14 protein-coding genes and 1 pseudogene are annotated in these 18,419 nt (G+C 61.4%); 8 read left to right on the top strand and 7 right to left on the bottom strand.

From position 1 onward, the window contains the following. The first annotated feature begins 120 nt into the window (after nt 1-120). The 3 genes from ACUN0G_RS10600 to ACUN0G_RS10590 all read left to right on the top strand — a co-directional run bounded on the left by ACUN0G_RS10600 (nt 121) and on the right by ACUN0G_RS10590 (nt 4,225). The gene (locus tag ACUN0G_RS10600; RefSeq protein ID WP_445573321.1) at nt 121-1,524 is read left to right on the top strand and encodes an aminotransferase-like domain-containing protein; all 1,404 of its coding nucleotides are present in this window, start codon (nt 121-123) and stop codon (nt 1,522-1,524) included. Between the two features lie 929 nt (nt 1,525-2,453). Then, nucleotides 2,454-3,131, top strand: coding sequence for a sterol desaturase family protein (locus tag ACUN0G_RS10595; RefSeq protein ID WP_421525633.1), 678 nt, complete (start codon nt 2,454-2,456; stop codon nt 3,129-3,131). Beyond that, a complete protein-coding gene (locus ACUN0G_RS10590) occupies nt 3,128-4,225 on the top strand; it encodes an SMP-30/gluconolactonase/LRE family protein (RefSeq protein ID WP_445573320.1) in 1,098 nt (365 codons plus the stop codon). The genes ACUN0G_RS10595 and ACUN0G_RS10590 overlap by 4 nt, the downstream gene beginning before the upstream one ends. 54 nt (nt 4,226-4,279) lie before the next feature. Here the strand turns inward: ACUN0G_RS10590 and ACUN0G_RS10585 are convergent, their stop codons facing one another. From ACUN0G_RS10585 to ACUN0G_RS10560, 6 genes and pseudogenes are all read right to left on the bottom strand, one after another. Continuing rightward, nucleotides 4,280-5,725, bottom strand: a complete 1,446-nt coding sequence (locus ACUN0G_RS10585) for a hypothetical protein (protein ID WP_421525631.1) — start codon at nt 5,723-5,725, stop codon at nt 4,280-4,282. Between the two features lie 112 nt (nt 5,726-5,837). Beyond that, nucleotides 5,838-6,206, bottom strand: a complete 369-nt coding sequence (locus ACUN0G_RS10580; RefSeq protein WP_258344866.1) for a hypothetical protein — start codon at nt 6,204-6,206, stop codon at nt 5,838-5,840. Continuing rightward, nucleotides 6,203-6,706: pseudogene (locus tag ACUN0G_RS10575) on the bottom strand (hypothetical protein); the annotation flags it as partial. The gene ACUN0G_RS10580 and the pseudogene ACUN0G_RS10575, both read right to left, overlap by 4 nt. Before the next feature lie 219 nt (nt 6,707-6,925). Next, nucleotides 6,926-7,990 (bottom strand): lipocalin-like domain-containing protein, encoded by a 1,065-nt coding sequence (locus ACUN0G_RS10570; RefSeq protein ID WP_445573319.1) that lies wholly within the window; start codon nt 7,988-7,990, stop codon nt 6,926-6,928. Further along, nucleotides 7,980-10,454: an FtsX-like permease family protein gene (locus ACUN0G_RS10565; protein ID WP_445573318.1), complete on the bottom strand. Its 2,475-nt coding sequence runs from the start codon at nt 10,452-10,454 to the stop codon at nt 7,980-7,982. The genes ACUN0G_RS10570 and ACUN0G_RS10565 overlap by 11 nt, the downstream gene beginning before the upstream one ends. Before the next feature lies 1 nt (nt 10,455). Continuing rightward, nucleotides 10,456-11,124: an ABC transporter ATP-binding protein gene (locus ACUN0G_RS10560; RefSeq protein WP_445573317.1), complete on the bottom strand. Its 669-nt coding sequence runs from the start codon at nt 11,122-11,124 to the stop codon at nt 10,456-10,458. A gap of 346 nt (nt 11,125-11,470) precedes the next feature. Between ACUN0G_RS10560 and ACUN0G_RS10555 the strand changes: the two genes are divergently transcribed. The 5 genes from ACUN0G_RS10555 (at nt 11,471) to ACUN0G_RS10535 (ending at nt 17,373) form a co-directional block, all read left to right on the top strand. Next, complete coding sequence (locus tag ACUN0G_RS10555; protein ID WP_258344862.1) at nt 11,471-12,154, top strand: lipopolysaccharide core heptose(II)-phosphate phosphatase PmrG; 684 nt, start codon at nt 11,471-11,473, stop codon at nt 12,152-12,154. A gap of 348 nt (nt 12,155-12,502) precedes the next feature. Next, complete coding sequence (arnT, locus tag ACUN0G_RS10550) at nt 12,503-14,158, top strand: lipid IV(A) 4-amino-4-deoxy-L-arabinosyltransferase (RefSeq protein WP_421525625.1); 1,656 nt, start codon at nt 12,503-12,505, stop codon at nt 14,156-14,158. 59 nt (nt 14,159-14,217) lie between these two features. Next, nucleotides 14,218-15,738 (top strand): ArnT family glycosyltransferase, encoded by a 1,521-nt coding sequence (locus ACUN0G_RS10545; protein ID WP_445573316.1) that lies wholly within the window; start codon nt 14,218-14,220, stop codon nt 15,736-15,738. A gap of 67 nt (nt 15,739-15,805) precedes the next feature. Beyond that, the gene (locus ACUN0G_RS10540) at nt 15,806-16,567 is read left to right on the top strand and encodes a M15 family metallopeptidase (RefSeq protein WP_445573315.1); all 762 of its coding nucleotides are present in this window, start codon (nt 15,806-15,808) and stop codon (nt 16,565-16,567) included. 83 nt (nt 16,568-16,650) lie between these two features. Further along, nucleotides 16,651-17,373: a L,D-transpeptidase family protein gene (locus ACUN0G_RS10535; protein WP_445573314.1), complete on the top strand. Its 723-nt coding sequence runs from the start codon at nt 16,651-16,653 to the stop codon at nt 17,371-17,373. Here ACUN0G_RS10535 and ACUN0G_RS10530 read toward each other — a convergent pair. Continuing rightward, a complete protein-coding gene (locus tag ACUN0G_RS10530; RefSeq protein ID WP_421525621.1) occupies nt 17,340-18,200 on the bottom strand; it encodes an alpha/beta fold hydrolase in 861 nt (286 codons plus the stop codon). The genes ACUN0G_RS10535 and ACUN0G_RS10530 overlap by 34 nt on opposite strands. Nucleotides 18,201-18,419: the final 219 nt, after the last annotated feature.

Raw genomic sequence — 18,419 nt, 5'->3', positions numbered from 1 at the left:
TTCACAGCAGGAAAGAAGGTTTACAGTCTAGGGCGCAAGGCGTGCCACAGGCAGGTAAACTCTGCGGAAATAAGCGCAGACTTTACCGGTAAAGTTGGCGGCAAACTTAAGGACAGTGTGATGCCCATTCCTGCGATTCACTTTCATGACCGAGCGCCGAAGGTGCAGCAGATTGTCGATGCCCTGGCCCATGCGATTGAGCAAGGCGAGCTGGCGGCCGGCAGCAAACTGCCGTCGGTGCGAGAGTTGGGGGCCTTGCTGGGCGTCGGAAAGTTCACCGTAAATGAAGCACTGGATCGCCTGCGCGGGCGTCACCTGCTGACCTCCAGCCAGGGCCGCGGGCACTTTGTCGCCAGCAGCCTGGCGCAGCCGTCGTCCAGCACCTGGGTCGACTTGCTGCCCCAGGACCTGCTCAGCGTACTGCGCCGCCCCCTGGCCATGGCACACGGCGACCTGCGCCCCGGCGGCGGCCACCTGCCGGAAGACTGGCTGGATTCCGACGTGTTGCGCCAGGCAATGCGCAGCGCCGTGCGTGCTCCCACGCTGCGCATCGCCGGGCTGGGCACCCCGGCGGGCCTGCTGCCGTTGCGCCAGGCGTTGCAACAGAAACTGCACGGTGAAGGGTTGTCGGTGTTGGTGGAGCAGATCATCACCACGCCCAACACCGTGCAAGGCCTGGACATGCTCATGCGCCTGCTGGCGCGGCCCGGGGACACGGTGTTGCTGGATGCGCCGTGTTACTTCAACTTCCACGCGAACCTGGCGTTGCATGGGGTCAAGGTGGTGACGATTGCGCGCCGGCCTGACGGGTTTGATTTTGGCGCGTTGGAGCAGTTGCTGGCGGAGCATCGTCCCAGTCTGTATCTGACCACCAGTGTGTTGCATAACCCGACTGGGCATTCGTTTAGTCCGAGCCAGGCGTTTCGGTTGTTGCAGCTGGCTCGGGAGTATCGCTGCCATATTGTTGAGGATGATCTTTACGGGGATCTGCACCCTAACCCGCCGCCGCGTTTGGCGACGTTGGCGGGGTTGGAGCAGGTGACGTATCTGTCGGGGTTTTCGAAGGTGCTGACGGCGAATGCGCGGGTCAGTTATGTGGTGGCGGCGCCGCAGTTGGCGGCGAATCTGACCAATATGAAGTTGATGAGCGGCGGGATTACGTCGGAGTTGTTTGAGCAGATTGTGTATCGGCTGTTGAGTGAGGGCGGGTATGCCAGGCATCGCAAGCGCATGGTTCAGCGGCTGCTGGAGGCTGGGGGGCGGGTTGAACAGTGGCTGCGGCGTTGTGGGTGTGAGTTGCCGATGGGGTTTGAGGGGGGGATGTTTATCTGGGCGCGGTTGCCGGCGGGGGTTAACGGTGAGCGGCTGGCTGAGGCCGGGTTGAAATGCGGGATGGTGTTGGCTCCGGGGGCGTTGTTTGGGTATGAGCCGGGGTTGCGGGATTTTATGCGGTTTAATGTGGCGCATTGTGATCAGGCGCGGGTTCAGGTTGAGTTTGAGGGGTTGTTGCTGTCGCAGGTGTAGGCTGGGTTGGGGTGTATATCCGTTATTTGGGTGATGGCTGATATTGGTTCCGCTCTTACAGCGGCTCACTTTTGAAGAGCGCAAAAGTAAGCAAAACGCTCTTGCCCCACCACTCGGCACCTCGCCTAGGCTCGGTGTGCCCTCACTCCGGCTTTGGACCGTGGGCCGCCGTCATGGGCCATCCCTGGCCCAGGACGGCTAACCTGGCGTCCTGCCAGGTTACCCACGCTCCAAAGCCTGCGTTCGGCCAGCGTGGTTTAACGGGGCGCCTAAGATCAAGATCAAAAGCAGATCAAAAGCAGAGCACAGCGGCCTCCCGGCCGGCTTGAGTGTTGAAAAGCAAAATCAAAATCTAAAGCGGGCACGGTCAAAAATGTGGGAGCGGGCTTGCTCGCGAAGGTCGTTAACGATGACGTGGGCATTCTGGATGAACGCGGCGCTCTCAGGTTTTTCGCGAGCAAGCCCGCTCCCACAGAAAAGCAGCTCTGCTTTCGCTCTGTTTTTTGCTTTTGCTCTTCAACACTCAAGCCGGCCGGGAGGCCGCTGTGCTCTTGCTTTTGATTTTGATCTGCGGGCCCCGTCAACCACGATGGCCGCAAGTAGGCACGGTGGAGCGGGTAAATCGGCAGGGAAGCCGATTTAGCCGCGCCGGGCCATGGATGGCCCGTCGCGGCGGCCCGCGGAATCGGGCCGGAGTGCGGGCATGCCGAGCCTAGGCGAGGCACCGAGTGGTGGGGCAAAGACCTTTTGGTTACTTTTGGGGCGTTTGCCAAAAGTGACCCGCTGTAAGAGCGGAACCATAAGCCGCCGTTACCGAAGAAACGGATATGTACACACGAATCACAGGCCCCCCCGCCCGCGAAGCCAAGCAATCCCCCCAATCCCAACTAAGCTCACCCCCCAACAAAAACAACACCGAGCGCCCCCCAATGACCCACCCCACCGAGGCCTTCCGCGCCGCCTACCGCGCAAGCATCACCCCCCACTACAACCCATGGCTCCACGCCGGTTTCGTCCTCGGCTACGGCCTGCTCTGCATCACCCTGTTCTGGTCCACCACCCAACAAATCCACCTCCTGGAATGGCTGACCATCCCCCTCACCCTGATCTTCTTCAACCTGTGCATCTACCTCGTCCACCGCCACCTGGGCCACCACAAACACCCCTTCGCCCGCCTGTTCTACGCCCGCCATACCGGCGACCACCACAGCTTCTTCACCCCAGGCCACATGACCTACGACAGCCCGCGAGACTGGCGCGTCATCCTGTTCCCCGCCTGGCTCATCCTGCTCCACAGCCTGGTCATCACCCTGCCCGCCTGGTGGCTGCTCAAACACCTCAACCCCAACGTCGCCGGCCTGTTCGCCGGCTGCATGATCCTCGGCTACCTGCTCTATGAATTCTTCCACGCCTGCGAACACCTGCCCCCCGACCACCCCGTGGCCCGCCTGCCATGGATCCGCCAGATGCACCACCTGCACGCCCTGCATCACCGCCGCGAACTCATGCAAGGACGCAACTTCAATATCGTCCTGCCGCTGATGGACTACCTGTTCGGCACCCTGCATTGGGAACCCATCCACACCGACAACCAGGAGTCGTCATGAGCGCCCGCCCAAGGAAAGTTCATCACGTCGCCCTGCTGATCCTGATCGCCATCGTCGCCTTCCTGCTGCTGATGCCCACCAGGGTTCAACCGGTCAACTGGTCGCCGCCAAAGGCGCCGTCCATGAAGGACGGGCCCTACGCCGAAAACCAACGCCTCAAGGCTGTAAAAAAAACCGGCGCCCAGGACATTGCCGGGCCAGAAGCTCTGTTGCTGGATGCCAAAGGTTTTCTCATCACCGGACTGCATGACGGGCGCATCATCCGCACCGCGCCCGAAAGCCATATCCTCGAAGAACTCACCAACACCCATGGCCGCCCGCTGGGCCTGGCCCTGCACCCTGACGGGCGCCTGATCATCGCCGACGGAATCAAGGGCCTGCTTGCCCTCGACAGCCAGCACAACCTCACGACCCTCGCCACCAGCGCTGCCGGCCTGCCGTTTGGCTTTACCGACGACGTCACCATTGACGCTGCCGGGCGTTATGCCTACTTCAGCGATGCGTCCAGCCGCTGGGGTTACGGGGAAGACGGCGAGGCGGTGATCGAGCACGGCGGCGATGGCCGGTTGCTGCGTTATGACTTCAGCAACGGCCACACCGATGTGCTGCTGGACCAGTTGCAGTTCGCCAATGGCGTGGCCCTGGGGCCCAACGAAGAGTATGTGCTGGTCAACGAAACCGGCGCCTACCGCATCAGTCGCTACTGGCTCAAGGGTGACAAGGCTGGCGTCCACGACCTGTTTATCGACAACTTGCCGGGCCTGCCAGACAACCTCAGCTTCAACGGCCAGGACCGTTTCTGGGTGGCCTTGTATTCACCACGCAACCCGTTGCTCGACGGTTTTGCCGGCTACCCGCTGATGCGCAAGATCATGGTGCGGGCTTTGATCGTGGTGCCCAAGCCCATCGAGCGTAAGGCCTTTGTGCTGGGGCTGGATGTGAACGGCAAGGTGATCGCCAACCTGCAGGACGGCAGCAGCGGTAATTACTCGCCCATCACCACCGCCCGCGAGTATGGCGACTGGCTGTACCTGGGCTCGCTGACCAACACAGGCATGGCACGCTTGCCACTCAAGCAGGCATTGGCGCAATAACGCAAAAAGGGGCAGCCCTTGCGGACTGCCCCTTGCCTTACTTGAACAACCTCATCAGTGAACGATGGTCTGGGTGCAGATGTGGCCCAGGCTGACGTACTGCACGTTACTGCCGCCTACGCCAACACCGGGGAACTCATCCAGCTCGATGCGCCAGCCGCCTTCGTTGAAGGTGGTGTCCCACTTGTAGGACACGCCGGTGCTGCTGTCGTTGAAGATGGCGCGGTAGTCACCGTTGCAAGTACCCAGCGTGGCTGTCGCGGAAGATGCGCCGGCGCTGTTGGTCGTGGCCTTGTAATCAACCCAGTGATAGTTGATGTCATAGAAACGCTTGTCGACCCGCAGCACCGGGGTGATGCCCGGCAATGGTACGCCAGTGGTATCCGACCACTGGGTGCTCCAGTTCAACAGGCGTGCGGTCTGAGTGGCGGTCGAAGACATCGAGAACGGAATCCTGACGATGTTGTCACCGGTCACACTGTTGCTGTTCAGACGTGGGAAGGAACCCAGCGTCAACTTGTAGTGCGCAGTTGGGTCCTGCGTCACTGCGGTGTTGGCTCGCACCCGCACCTTGGCGGTAAAGCCCGCTGCGCCCGACAGGCTCACGCTGGTACCGGCCGGGACGGCAACCCAGTTGCTGCCGTCGAAACGATCGAGGATCCACTGGTTACGCGTGCCTTCGCGGTCCTCTTTCAGGGCCAGGGCGACATTCTGGCCACGCACCGACTTGAAGTCGAAGTAGTCAACATCATTGGCGTTGTCGAGGTTACCGACCACCTGGTTCAGCGCATCCGGCAGCACAAAGGCAGTCTGCGCGGTGTCGTTGGGTTCATAGGCGTCCACGTTGGTGTCTGCGGCTACGCCAAAACTGAACTGCGCGTTATTCGCCGTGTTCGCCACCATGTACCAGTAGTAATCACCCGCCGGCAGGATGCCGCTGATGTATTCGTCGGCATTGCCTGGGTTATCGGAAGTCGCCAGCAGCACCGGATCGCCACCTTGGCCGTCATCCCGGAACAGGCTCAACGACATATCGGCGCCCGCACTCTGGCCGATCAACTGCACCAGTACGCGAGCGCTGTGGGGCAGGTTGAAGTGGTAGGGAAATTCCTGGCCGGTCTGCACTTCACTGATGGTGTAGAGGGTGTTGATGTCCAGGGTCGGGAACAGCGGAACGAAATCGGCGGCGGCCGCTTTCAGCTTGCCCTGGCTGGGCTTCTTCGGTTCGCTGACCACGGTTTCAGTGATGCCGGCTTTGCTGGTGGCCGGTTTGAGCACCGGGGTTGTACCCGCAGCCAGGGCGTCCTTGAATTTCTTCGCGAGTTCTTCGGAAAGCGGCTGGGCTTGAAGGGTACCGCCGGGCTTGAGGTCGAAGCCCGATGCAGGCGTGACCGCCTGTGGGCTGACGGTCGAAGGGTATTGCTCGGCCAGGGCAAAGGCCGAAACGAAGCTGGCAGCCATCATGGCCGCGCCCAATACAAAGGCTTTTTTAGATTTCATTTTTTATCCATCCATAGTTAAAAAATTGAAGCTCAGGTAACCGGTGACATCCGGTCACCTGGGATGGACTGTAGGATAATGCTGTACGCATGTACAGTATTTTCTTAAAAAACTACCATTTCATCCAGACGTACCAAAGCGCTGAACCTACAAATCCAACCATTCCAAAACGATACGGCCACAGCACCCAGCGCTTGAGAGACAGAGGAACAGACGCCAGCTCTGCCGCCGTCACGTCTCCTCTTCTGATGTGCAGCTTGGGCAGTGAAAGAAAGTCGACAATCAGACTCAAACGCTTGTATCTGTCGATCAGTTTGTTTCTGCCCCAAAACCGTTTGTTGTCACGGACCAAAACGTTATCGATGAAGTAGCTTTCCAGTTCATCCAGTTTTCTGTACTCGACGAATAGCTTCAAACCCAAAAAAATAAATGGCCATCCCCCCAATAAAATCACGCTAAATCCGTACAACGAAATAGTCATGCGCCCTCGCCCTCATAGAATAAGTCGCCGGCCATTTCTCCTAACGCTCCTCCCACGGTTCCACCGGTATACCCTCCCGCAGCACCGCCAATAATCCCGCAAGCGAGTTCACCTTTTCCTTTGGTAGCGATACCCAAAACTAATTTACACAAACCACGCGCCACCTTTGCGCCCAATACCCCTCCACCCGCGGCCCCACCCACCCCACCCACCAACTTCCCACCCTCCACATACTTCGCCCGCCTACACATCGCCCCCCGCCCCGCCATGCATGCTTCCTTGATCTCCAACCCCGCCACACCCACATCCAACGCCAACCCCACATACGTCCCCTTGCCCAAAAACCTCGACGTCTCGGCAATGCTGCGAACCCGCTGCGTGTAGCCCACGATTTCACTCTTGTGCAGATAACTCTTGGTGGAAATACCCAGCACTTTCTTCAGCGATTTATTGGTTTTCAGGCTCGTGCCAAATCGCGCCGCGCCTCGCAGTTGAGATTCCGGCTGGACCCAGCCAATAGCCGGGACTTCAAACTGAGGTAGTCCGTGGTGCGGTCATTGATGTATCCCTGCGCCATCACTTACATCCCTGATGTAATGAAGATGGCGCAGGAATATAAGCAGGCTGACACAGCCCGGACACAAGCCTGGGACGGCTGAAATTACATTTGGGAAATCACCTACCTGGCAGGTAATCAAGGCCTACAAAAAGCATCGGACTCAATACCCCGTCATCTCCAGGTACCCCACCCCACCGTGAAATTTCACCGGCCCTTCCCAGTAAGGAATGCTCAGGTTCATCCAGGCTTTTGGGTTGACCGCTTCCGTACTGATATCCAGATGTTTGCCCGGGATTTTCAATGACCACTGGGTGGGAATACTGCGCCCATCGATCGCGGTCGTGCCCAGCGGCGTCAGTTGAATATCCTGGTTGTGCAGGGTCTGTGTGTGGCCCTCTTTGTCGATCCAGGTGCCGGTCAGGTAGGACGGTCCGTCTGTCTGCCGCACCCGAAACAGCATCAGCTGCTCGCCGCTGTCCAGGTGCAGGGAGAACCAGTCCCAGCCAGTCTGGCTGGCGGTCAGGGGCTGGCTGCTCCATTCGCGATCGAGCCAGGCGGTGCCGGTGACTTGGTAAGATTTTCCATCGATGGTCACGCGTCCATCCGCCTGAAAAAACGGCTGGCTGTAGTAGTACGACGCCTGGCCCTGGTCGGACTTGCGGCTGTAGCCGTTATCGCCCTGGAGCACCAGCGGGCGGCTGGAGGTCAGGTGCAGGTCGTAGTTGAAATGCTCGCCGGCAGCCTTCAACTGCATGTCCGCCAGGGGGCTGGTTGCACCGGGGCGGGTGGCGAAATTCCAGTCATCGATCCAGGCATTGAACGGCGCTGCCTGGGCGCCCGCCTGGCCCACGCCGCCCCGGGCATAGCGTTCGGCGGCGTAATGGCGGGTGGCCGAGGTGACGGCGGCGTGGCCGAGCCAGATCGTCGAGTCGTGCCAGCCCGGGAGCGTCGGCCCGGCCTTGAGGGCGTTGCGAAACAGTGTCCATTGCACGCCGTAGGCATTGCCCTCGGCATCCTTGAGGTTGGCGGTGAGGTACCACCATTCGATGCGATAGCCGTCATGGGGGCCGTGGTCCTCGGGAAAGCTGAAGACTTTACCGGGCACCACCTGGGCAAAGTCCGCCGCCTGGCTGCCCAGCCCGGCGAAGCTTTCTTCAGGCGCAGGCGCTTTGTCGCAGGCGCCCAGCAGTAGGAACGTCGCCCATAGCAGGCACTTAATCTTCATTGGCAAAGGTCCTCAGCAAATCCGCCGGGCGGCTGCGGTACAACTGCCACAGCGGCCAGGCCGACGCCAGCAAGGTGGCGAACATCGCCAGCCCCAGCAGTTGCGCCAGTTGCCACGGGAATACCTGCAACGGCAACCGCCAGCCGAAGGCCTGGACGTTGATCACCACATCCAGGCACCACGCCAGCAGCAAGCCCAAAGGCAGCGCCAGCACCAGGGTCAGCACGGCCAGCAGCCAGGTTTGGCCGAGGTTGAGCAGCATCAATTGGCGGCGCGTCACGCCCAGCGTCCACAACGGCGCCAACTGGCCGAGGCGGCTTTGGCTCTGGGTCAGCAGGCTGATGAACAACGCCACCCCGGCGACTCCCAGGGTCAGGCTGTTGAGGGCGGCGGTGGCGGCAAAAGTCCGTTCGAAGACCTGGCTCGACCAGCCCTTGAGCTGCTGCTGGTCGACGATGCGGCTGTCTTCCAGGGCAAACCGATTCTGCACATCACGCACCAGCGTTGGCACGTTACCCGGCAACACTCGCAGGTTGAAACGTGCCGGTGATAATCCAGGCCAGTGCTGCAACAGGTGCCGCGAGTTCACCAGCAAATGGCCCTTGGGGTTGCCGTAATCGGCGTAAATCCCCACCACCTTGGGCGACCATGGACCTTCAGGCGTGGGGATACTGATGACATCGCCCAGCTGCACCTTGAGCCTTCGCGCCATTTGCTCGCTGAGCATCAGGGTGTCGTCCTGCAGCAACTGGTCCCATGGGTCCGTCGCCGCTTCCAGCAACGGCCAATGCTGGCGATAAGTAGGGTCGTCGACCACGCCGAACAGGTCCGCTGGCCAACCTTGCAGTTGCACCGCAACCTGCCAGGTGGGCAGTACCGCCTGCACCAGTGGCTGTTGCACCAGCCAGGTTTGCAGCGCGTCGGCCTGGGCCGGGTTTTGCGGGTTGAGGTACAGCTCGGCGGTCAGGCGTTGTTCCAGCCAGTTGTTGAAGGTGTGGCGAAAGCCCGAGGTCATCGAGCCCGCGCCGATATTGGCGGCCAACGCCAGCAGCAAGGCCATCAGCGCCAGGCTCAGGGCCGGCAACTGCTGGCGGCAATCGGCGAGAAACCACTGCCCCAACACCGAACGGCTGCGCCCCAGCACCGTTTTGAGCACGCCATTGAGCACCACCGGCAAGCCCAGCGCCGCGCCCAGCAACAAGGCCGCCATCAAGACAAAACCGCTGGCCAGGCTATCGCCAAACACCAGGGCCAGGATTGCGATCAGCAAGGCAGCGCCTGCCACCCAGCCCTGACGCCGCAGCCAGCGCCCATGGGCCTGATGCCAGGCCTGAGCATTGGCCAGCGCCAACAACGGCAAACGCGCCGCCCGCCACAAACTGCTGGCCCCGGCGAGCAACGCACCCAGCAAACCCAGGCCCAGGCCACTGAGCCACCACAGCGGGCTAAGGCTCAGTTGGCCGGGCACTTCGGCGCCGTACAAGCCGCGCAAGCTGGCGGCCACGTCCGGCAGCAACAGGCTGGCCAGCAAGTACCCGCTGGCCACGCCCACCAGGCCACCAAGCACGGCCATGCCACCCAGTTCGACCGCCAGGCTGAGGATCAGCATCCGCGCGCTGACCCCACACGCACGCAACGTTCGCAGCAGGCCGCGCCGTTGTTCCAGGGCCAGGCCGATGGCGGCATGCACGATAAACAGCCCCACCACAAAGGACAAAAAGCCCAGTGCATCGAGGTTCAGGTGGAAGCTTTCAGTGAGGCGCGCGAGGTTGTTTTCCTCGGCCTGCTTGAGCTGCAGTTGCGCGCCCAATTCAGGTGGCAAGGCGGGATGCGCGGCAGCGAAGGCCTTGTCGAGCAACAGCCGCGACAAGCGTTGAGGCATGTCCAGCAGTGGTTGGGCGAAGCCAATGTCAGTCAGTAACAGTCCTGGCGCCATGTCCGGTTGTACATGCAGGGGCGGCAGCGCCAGCCCGGCGATCGTCAGCGGCTGGTCACCTTCTTTCAGGCCCAGCGCCTGCAAGGTCTGCGGTGCAATCCAGGTACGTCCCGGCGGGTTGAAGAACGCGACCATCTGCGCCCGGTCCAGGGTCTGCCCGGCCACCGCGCCACCGCCAGGCAACGACACCGGGTCGATGCCCATCACTTGCAGGCGCTGGTCTTCATGGCCCTTGAGCGTCACCCGGCCCTGTACCACCGGCGACACCGGCCAACCCGCGCGACGCAACTCGGCAAATAGCGCCTGGGGAAAACTGGCACCGTCCGGCGCACCGAGACTGGCCTGGGGTTCGCCGCCGATCAGTTGGCTGGCGCGGGCGTAGCTGTCCCGCGCCTGGCTGTTGAGGGCTTGCACGCCAGTCAACAGCGCGGTGGCCAGCCACAGACCGGTGAGCACGCTGAAAAACTGCACCGGGTGACGACGCCAATGGCTGAGCAACGCGCGGAGTGTCCAATAGAAGACACGCATTTCAGCGGGCATCCGCGGCGAGTACCTGGCCGCGGTGCAGTACCACCTGCTGGTCCAGGCGCGCCGCGATGCGCGGACTGTGGGTGACCATCAACAAACTGGTAGGGCTGTCCCGCAGCAGGTCCAGCAGCAGTTGCAGCACTTCGTCGCTGGTGGCTTCGTCGAGGTTGCCGGTGGGTTCGTCTGCCAGTAACAAGCCAGGCCGCGACGCCAGGGCTCGCCCTACCGCCACCCGTTGCTGCTGGCCGCCGGACAGTTGTTCGGGATAACGCTTGAGCAAATCTCCCAGACCCAGCCGTTCCACCAACTGTGCTTGCCATGCCGGATCAAGGCGCCCGGCCAGGCGCGCCTGGAATGCCAGGTTGTCTTCCACCCGCAAGCTGCCGATCAGGTTGAACTGCTGGAACACCAGGCCGATCTCGGTGCGGCGCCAGTGAGCCAACTGCGCTTCGCTCATCTGGTCCAGGCGCTGACCGCCGACCTCGATGCTGCCACGGTCGACCTGGTCGAGCCCGGCCACCAGATGCAGCAGCGTGCTTTTGCCGCTGCCGGACTCCCCCATCAACGCCAGGCTGCTGCGCTCCCCCAGGTAAAGGTCGACACCCGCCAGCACGGCCAAAGGCCCCTGCGGCGTGCCATAGCTTTTAAACACCCCTTGTACCTGCAGCATCACCCTTCCCCACTTGCCTCTGGATTGAGGACGAGAATAACGGTTGTCACATTTTTATGTCACAACCGTGGGCAAAAGGAGCGCCCATGACCCGCTGCAAATTTTTCACATTGATTTCACTCGGTTGCCACTTGCCGAACTTTAAATTGCCGCCCACGAGCAGATAACAGGCCGGTTGTTTTCAAACGCCCGTTAGTGCAAGTGAATAAATTTTTATATCGGTATGTTCAGCAAAAAGACAGCGCCCCTATGACACGCTTTTGCACATTCCTGCATAAGCGCCGTTCACTTGGTGCCCTGTCTAACTTGCCGCTGCCGGTTACTGGATTACGCCTGGAAGTTACCTATGGTGAATAGTGTGGTTGACCTGACTCTGAGCAAGTCTCGCTCGCGCTGGGCATTTGTAAAACAGCTGAACAAGCTCTGGCTTGGCGTGGCCGGTACTGTGATGGTCAGCCTCGCTATAACAGCATTTATCTGGTGGCCAAGATCGCCCCTGGACTTGGGCGTGGGTCATCGCCTGCTCACCTCCGGCGCCCTGGAAGCCTGGCGCAACGGTGACCTGGTGGTGCTGGTACGTCATGAAGAACGCTGTGACCGTTCCAACAACCCCTGCCTGGGGCCGGCAGACGGCTTGACCACACTCGGCTCATTGTCGGCCAGCGCGGTGGGCAGAGCCTTTCAGACACTGGGCATGGAAAACACCGACGTACTGAGCAGCCCTACCACCCGCACCGCGCAGACCTCGCTGTTCATGTTCGGCAAGGCCGAATTGTCACCCGGCCCGCTGGCCATCTGCGGCCCTGCCATCGGCGAGGAACTGCGTCCGCACAAACACGCGGATCGCAACCTGCTGGTGGTCACCCACAGCGCCTGCATCAGCGACTTCGAGGAAGCACTGGGCTACTCACACGCAGCCCATGCCGAGTACGGCAGTGCGTTGTTTGTAAAGCTTCTGCCCAATGGCAAGTTCAAGGCACTGGGTATTATGAACAGCAAGGACTGGGCCGCCGCCCTTAAACAAATTTAGAACAGTTTTTTACATTTAATCATTCAAGTTCGTTCAGCAAAAAGACAGCCACACCGTGGCATCTTTTGCAGTTTTAATTGGCCTTTTTTTGAAGAAAACCTTAGCTAACTAACTTTTCACACATTAACAACATAGTGATGACGTTCGATGACTCATTGGACGCTAAATGTTTAACGAGCTTGACTGGGGCACACAGACATTCAACTCCGTTCCCACTTACAGACTGTTTAAGGAATAACGTTCTGTGCTGCATTTTTACCCGACCAGGACCACGCTCCACCCCTCGCGCATGGCTGATCCAGCGCTCGCGCTGATCTACCGTCAATACCGCTTGAGAGTGCAATATTCATGACCCGCCTTAAACCATTGCCCGTATTGCTACTGGCATTCGTGATGTTCTATCTGCTGCCACTGGGCCTGCATGGCCTATGGATTCCTGACGAAACCCGCTACGCCCAGATCAGCCAGGAAATGATCATGAGCGGCAACTGGGTAGCACCGCACTTCATGGGCGTGCGCTATTTCGAAAAACCCGCCGCCGGCTACTGGCTGATCGCGCTGGGCCAGGCGATATTCGGTGAAAACCTGTTCGGTGTACGCATCGCCTCCGCCCTGACCACGGGCCTGAGCGTCATGCTCGCCTACCTGATCGCCCGCCGGCTGTGGAACGACCCGCGCAAGAGTTTTGCCTGCGCACTGCTGTATATGAGTTTCGGCCTCGTCGCCGGGCAGGCCGGTTACTCCAACCTGGATCCGCAATTCACCTTCTGGGTCAACCTGAGCCTCGTGGCCCTGTGGTTTGCCCTCGACAGTGCCAACCCCCGTACCCGCCTCGCCAGTTGGACTTTATTGGGTGTGGCCTGCGGCATGGGCTTCATGACCAAGGGCTTCCTCGCGTGGCTGCTGCCGGTACTGATCGCCCTGCCTTACATGCTCTGGCAGCGTCGCCTGGGCGAACTGCTGCGCTACGGCCCGCTGGCGATTCTGGTGGCGGTCGTGGTGTGCCTGCCCTGGGCGCTCACGGTCCACCTGCAGGAGCCGGACTTCTGGCGCTTCTTTTTCTGGCACGAACATATCCGCCGGTTTGCCTCCGACAACGCCCAACATGCCCGGCCGTGGTGGTTCTACCTGCCGCTGATGGTGGTGTCGTGCCTGCCGTGGGCAGCGCTGCTGCCAGCAACGCTGTGCAAGGCCTGGAAGGACAAAGGCCAACCGGCCATCGTCTTCCTCGCGCTGTGGATGCTGCTGCCCCTGGGCTTTTTCAGCCTGAGCAACGGCAAGTTGCCGACCTACATCATGCCGTGCCTGCTGCCGCTGGCGCTGCTGATGGGCCATGCCTTGATCGACCTGCTGGCCAACGCCCGCACCCGCACGCTGCGCGTCAATGGCCTGCTCAACCTGGGCATCGGCCTCGCCGCGATGGTGACGCTGATTTACCTGCAAATCGACCGGCCGTTGTACGGCAACAGCCACAGCGAGATGTTCAACCTGTCCCTGACGTTCATCGTGCTGATGGGCTGGATGCTCGCCAACCTGCTGCAAGCGTCCCGCCCGCTGGCGCTGTGGGCGATGCCGGCCTTGGGCATTGGCCTGCTGGTGGCGCTGTTGCCCGCCGGCATGCCGGCGGTGGTCGAAGATAACCAGATGCCTGACCAGTTCGTGCTCCAGCACCTGGACGAGCTGCAACAGACCCATGCGCTGCTGAGTAACGAACTGGAATCGGCGTCGGCCCTGGCATGGCGCCTGCGCCGGCCCGAAGTGACGCTCTACAACACCGAAGGCGAACTGCGCTACGGCCTGCAATACGCCGACTCGATGCACCGCAAGGTGGATCTCGACAGCGTTCAAGCCTGGCTCAAGCAGGCGCGCCAGCAAGGCCCGGTGGGCGTGCTGATGCGGGTCAGGAGCACCAGCGAAATGCGCGAAGCCGGTCAGCTGCCACTGGGGGGCAAGCGTTATTACAAGGGTGACCTGGAGATCATCATCTACCCGCCATTGCCGTAACACAGCGGCACTAATGTGGGGTGACCCATTAAATACTCATCCCACATCGGAACCGCTCCATGACCTTCTGGAAAACCGAACGCGGCGCCCTGCTGTTGCTCCTAGGCGTGTCCGCCGTGATCCTGCTGCTGGGCCTGGGCGCCCGCGACCTGTGGGGCCCGGAAACCCGCTGGGCGAACATCACCCTGCAGATGCTGCAAAGCGGCGACTACTTCGACCCGTACCTCAAGGGCACCCCTTACTACGACAAACCCTTGCCGTCGTATTGGCTGATCACCGGGTTTGCCAACCTGATGGGCGGCCTGGGGCCGTGGTCGTTGCGCTTGTCATCAGTGATCTCGGCGTGGCTGAGCATCTGGCTGGTCTACCTGATCGGCGAGCAGCTGTTCCGCAAAGGCACCGGCCTGATTGCCGGCTGGATGCTCGCGACCACCTTCTACTTCATCTTCTGGGCCCGGGTGGCCACAGCGGACGTGCTGACCGTGTGCGGCGTGCTGGCGGCCGTCTGGTGGTATTGGCGCGGGCCGGACGACACGCGCCTGGGACGCTACACGGTGTTCTTCCTGTTGCTGGCCGCGACATCGCTGTTCAAGGGGTTGATCGGTTTTGTACTGCCGGGCCTGGTGCTGTTGCCGCACTTGCTCAGCGAACAGCGCTACAAGCGTCATCTCAACCTGCGGCTGGTGTTGGCCGTGGTTATCGCCGGGGCGTTCTATGGGATTCCGTTTGTACTGTCCCATCTCTACGGCGCACCGACCTACGGTGAAAGCGGCCTGGAACTGGTGTTCCGGGAAAACGTGGTGCGCTTCTTCGACCCGTTCGACCATATGGGGCCGATCTACACTTACCTGATCTACCTCCCGGCCTACACCCTGCCATGGGCCCCGTGCTGGGTCCTCGGCCTGTGGCTCGCCGTGCGGCATTGGCGCGACACCCCGCCCAACACCCGCTGGCTGGTCTGGGGCCTGGGCCTGTTGTTTGTGTTCTTTACTGCCAGTGGCAGCCGACGCAGTTACTACGTGCTGCCGCTGGTGCCGTTCGCGCAATTGCTGGCGGCGTGGTGGGTCAGTGAGCGTATCGCCCGCAACGGCACGGTCGGCCGAGGCTGGTACCGCGGCTTCGGCATCGCCGCCGGGGTGATGCTGCTGGTGCTCGGGGTGGTGTATCCGTGGACCAATGGCAACGGTGGCGTGACCCGTTTTGCCGATGACGTTCAAGCGCAGGCGGTGAAAAGCGCGCCATGGAACGAGTGGCAGATGGTGATGGTGGAAGTCGATAACAAGGTGCCGATGTACCTGCAAAATCACGGCGCGCCGTTCTACTACGTGGCCGAAACCCAGGATTTTCCGCGCCAGGGCGACAGTGCAGCGTTCATGGCCTGGCTGGAAAAAACCAGCGGCCGCCCCTTTGATCCCAAGCGCACGATTATTATCACGCAGTACACCAAGGATGACCCGACGCCGCTGGCCTATCTGGGCAACGATCATCAGGTCATCACGACCCAGCCGGACAACGGCGAACGGTTGTTCCACAAGCGTGACGCTGGCAGCGTGGCGTTTGTGCCCAACGCCGCGCCGTAGCACTGGCGGCATGGGCCGGGCATTGCTAGTGTGGCGCGCTTAAGCCACCGCCCGAGCCCGGCCGCCCATGCCCTACTCTTTCCCCGCAGTTGCCGCCCTTAGCCTCCTGGTGCTCGCCGCGCCGGCAGCGGCAGACACGCCAATGCCAGCCAACATGGTTTACCTGCGAAGCCTCGACCCGAGCATCGCCCAGGACATTCGCTACGCCAGCCCCCACAACTTCACCGGAGCGCCGCTGGACGGCTACAACGCCGCCGAATGCGTGCTGTCTGCCGACGCGGCAAAGGCACTGGTACGGGTCCAGGCCGAGTTGGCCAGGCAGGGTTACGGCTTGAAGATATTCGACTGCTATCGTCCCAGCCGTGCCGTCGCAAACATGGGCCGCTTCGCCAGCCTGCCGGGGGATCCGGCCAAGGCCGAGTTCTATCCCCGGGTGAACAAGCAGGATTTCTGGCGCCTGGGCTACGTGGCCAAGGTTTCCAACCACTCCCGGGGCGCGGCAGTCGACGTGACCCTGACCGGCCCCGATGCACGGCCAGCCCAGGCCTGGAGCGCCGACACCGCGGCGGTGGATTGCGCGGCCGGGTACGGACGACGCCTGCCGGATGGCGGCCTGGACATGGGCACCGGTTTTGATTGCTTCGACGAAATGGCCCATACCAACAGCCCCCACATCAGCCAGGCGGCACGCCAGAATCGCCAACGGCTGAGCGCTGCGATGGCCAAGGAAGGCTTTGCCGGTTATGCCGGCGAATGGTGGCACTTCACCTATAGCCGAAACCCGGTGCGAGCCGAGCCGATGGACTTCCCTATCGAACCGCTGCGGTAACATCACAACACAGCTTCAGCTTGATAAAGCCCGGGGCAAAAACTAGCGTTTGAGGTTTCCCTCTTTTCAAGGACTGAACGACGTTGAACACGCTCATCAAAACCTGCGCGGCGCTGCTGACGCTGCTTTCAAACGTGGCACTCGCGCAAATCCCCGACGACAGCCGGCAACTGATCGTGGTCACCACCCCGGACTGGAACGCCCTCCAGGGCACCGCACAACGCTATGAGCGGCATGGGCAAGGCTTTCAGAAAGTCGGCGAACCCTTTGCCATCGTGGTCGGTAAAAACGGCATGGCGTGGGGCACCGGCCTTACGACGCCCACCCCCGACCAGCAGCCCCTCAAGCATGAAGGCGATGGCAAGGCCCCGGCCGGTATCTTCAAACTCGGCAGCGCCTTTGGCTACGCCCCCACCGCCGATACCCGGTTGCCCTATACCGCCAGTGCGGCCACTCGCGAATGCGTGGATGACAGCCAGTCCAGCCACTACAACACCCTGGTGGACAGCTCGGCGGTGAACAAGGACTGGACCAGCTCCGAGCGGATGCTGCGCAAGGATCAGCTGTACCGCCAGGGGATTTTTATCGAACACAACACACCGGCTTTGGCCAACGGCGGCTCGTGTATTTTCCTGCATATCTGGCGCAGCGTCAGAGCGGGGACATTGGGCTGTACGGCGATGGAGCCGGTAAATATCCAAGCGTTGTTTGCCTGGCTGGACCCGCGAGAAAACCCGGTGCTGGTGCAACTGCCGGCGGCGCAATATGACCTCTACCGGGAGCGCTGGAAGCTACCGCCCCGCTGAGCTGACAGCAGGCGCTGAAATGCGGCCAATACCTCATCGGGTTTTTCCAGCATGAGTTGGTGGCCGCATTCGGGCAGCAACTGATACTCGGCATTGGGCAAATGCCGGGCGAGTGCTTCGCCGCCGCTGGCTGGGGTCAGGCCGTCGCTGTCGCCGGCCAGCACACTCACGGGCAAGGTCAGGGTGAGCAGTGCGTTGGCGTCTGGCCATTGGACGTTTTTCATCAGGGCCTTGAACATGTACAGCGGGTTGCGCTCGGTGAGTTTTTCTTCGTAGGCGACCAATGCGGGGTCGGCCTTGGCGTTCCAGGCGGCCTGGCGGAAACCTTTGGCCAGCAATGGGCGCAGCCACTCCAGGATCCATGCAGGTAGACGCATCAGGCCGCCGCTCCGGCTGATGCTGTGGAGTCGGGTGCCCAGCAGTAATACGGCTTCGATGGGAACAGCGGGTTTGGCCAGCAACGCGCTCAGGGTCAGGCCAGTGCCGAAGGAGTGGGCGATGATGAGGTTGCGGGAGCCGCCGTAGCGCTTGAGGATTTCCAGGTAGTCGGCGACCAGTTCGGGCCAGGCGTAGGCCTCGGGGCTGCGGTTTTTTGCGCTGGCGCCGTGGCCGAGCAGGTCCCAGGCGACCAGGCTGTAGCCTTGGGTTTTCAGGGATTGCCATTGGTGGCGCCACTGGTCTTTGTTGCCGCCGGCGCCGTGGCAGAAGAACACTACCGTGTCGGGTTGGGTGGTGCCCGCGTGATGAGTGATGCTCAGGTGACGGTTGGGGCGGATTTCCAGTTGTTGGCCCTGGATCACTGGCAGTTCGGTGAAAGAGGTCGGCATGGAGGTTTCTCAATAAGTGAAAGGGTTGAGTGTGGTGAAGCAACAGCAAAATCAAAGGCGGACACGATCCAAATGTGGGAGCGGGCTTGCTCGCGAAGGTCGTTAACGATAACGCGAACATCCTGATTCTACGCGGCGCTCTCAGGTTCTTCGCGAGCAAGCCCGCTCCCACATAAAGCGGCTCTGCTTCTGCTCTAACACTCAGGTCGCCTTTGCCGC

The sequence above is a fragment of the Pseudomonas sp. 32A genome, assembly GCF_052682255.1.
Note: the sequence above shows the minus strand (reverse complement) of the source record. Positions and strands in the feature narration are given on the sequence as shown.

Coding starts and splice junctions, on each gene's coding strand:
- ACUN0G_RS10600 (WP_445573321.1), top strand. CDS start 121: ATGCCCATTCCTGCGATTCACTTTCATGACCGAGCGCCGAAGGTGCAG.
- ACUN0G_RS10595 (WP_421525633.1), top strand. CDS start 2,454: ATGACCCACCCCACCGAGGCCTTCCGCGCCGCCTACCGCGCAAGCATC.
- ACUN0G_RS10590 (WP_445573320.1), top strand. CDS start 3,128: ATGAGCGCCCGCCCAAGGAAAGTTCATCACGTCGCCCTGCTGATCCTG.
- ACUN0G_RS10585 (WP_421525631.1), bottom strand. CDS start 5,725: ATGAAATCTAAAAAAGCCTTTGTATTGGGCGCGGCCATGATGGCTGCC.
- ACUN0G_RS10580 (WP_258344866.1), bottom strand. CDS start 6,206: ATGACTATTTCGTTGTACGGATTTAGCGTGATTTTATTGGGGGGATGG.
- ACUN0G_RS10570 (WP_445573319.1), bottom strand. CDS start 7,990: ATGAAGATTAAGTGCCTGCTATGGGCGACGTTCCTACTGCTGGGCGCC.
- ACUN0G_RS10565 (WP_445573318.1), bottom strand. CDS start 10,454: ATGCGTGTCTTCTATTGGACACTCCGCGCGTTGCTCAGCCATTGGCGT.
- ACUN0G_RS10560 (WP_445573317.1), bottom strand. CDS start 11,124: ATGCTGCAGGTACAAGGGGTGTTTAAAAGCTATGGCACGCCGCAGGGG.
- ACUN0G_RS10555 (WP_258344862.1), top strand. CDS start 11,471: ATGGTGAATAGTGTGGTTGACCTGACTCTGAGCAAGTCTCGCTCGCGC.
- arnT (WP_421525625.1), top strand. CDS start 12,503: ATGACCCGCCTTAAACCATTGCCCGTATTGCTACTGGCATTCGTGATG.
- ACUN0G_RS10545 (WP_445573316.1), top strand. CDS start 14,218: ATGACCTTCTGGAAAACCGAACGCGGCGCCCTGCTGTTGCTCCTAGGC.
- ACUN0G_RS10540 (WP_445573315.1), top strand. CDS start 15,806: ATGCCCTACTCTTTCCCCGCAGTTGCCGCCCTTAGCCTCCTGGTGCTC.
- ACUN0G_RS10530 (WP_421525621.1), bottom strand. CDS start 18,200: ATGCCGACCTCTTTCACCGAACTGCCAGTGATCCAGGGCCAACAACTG.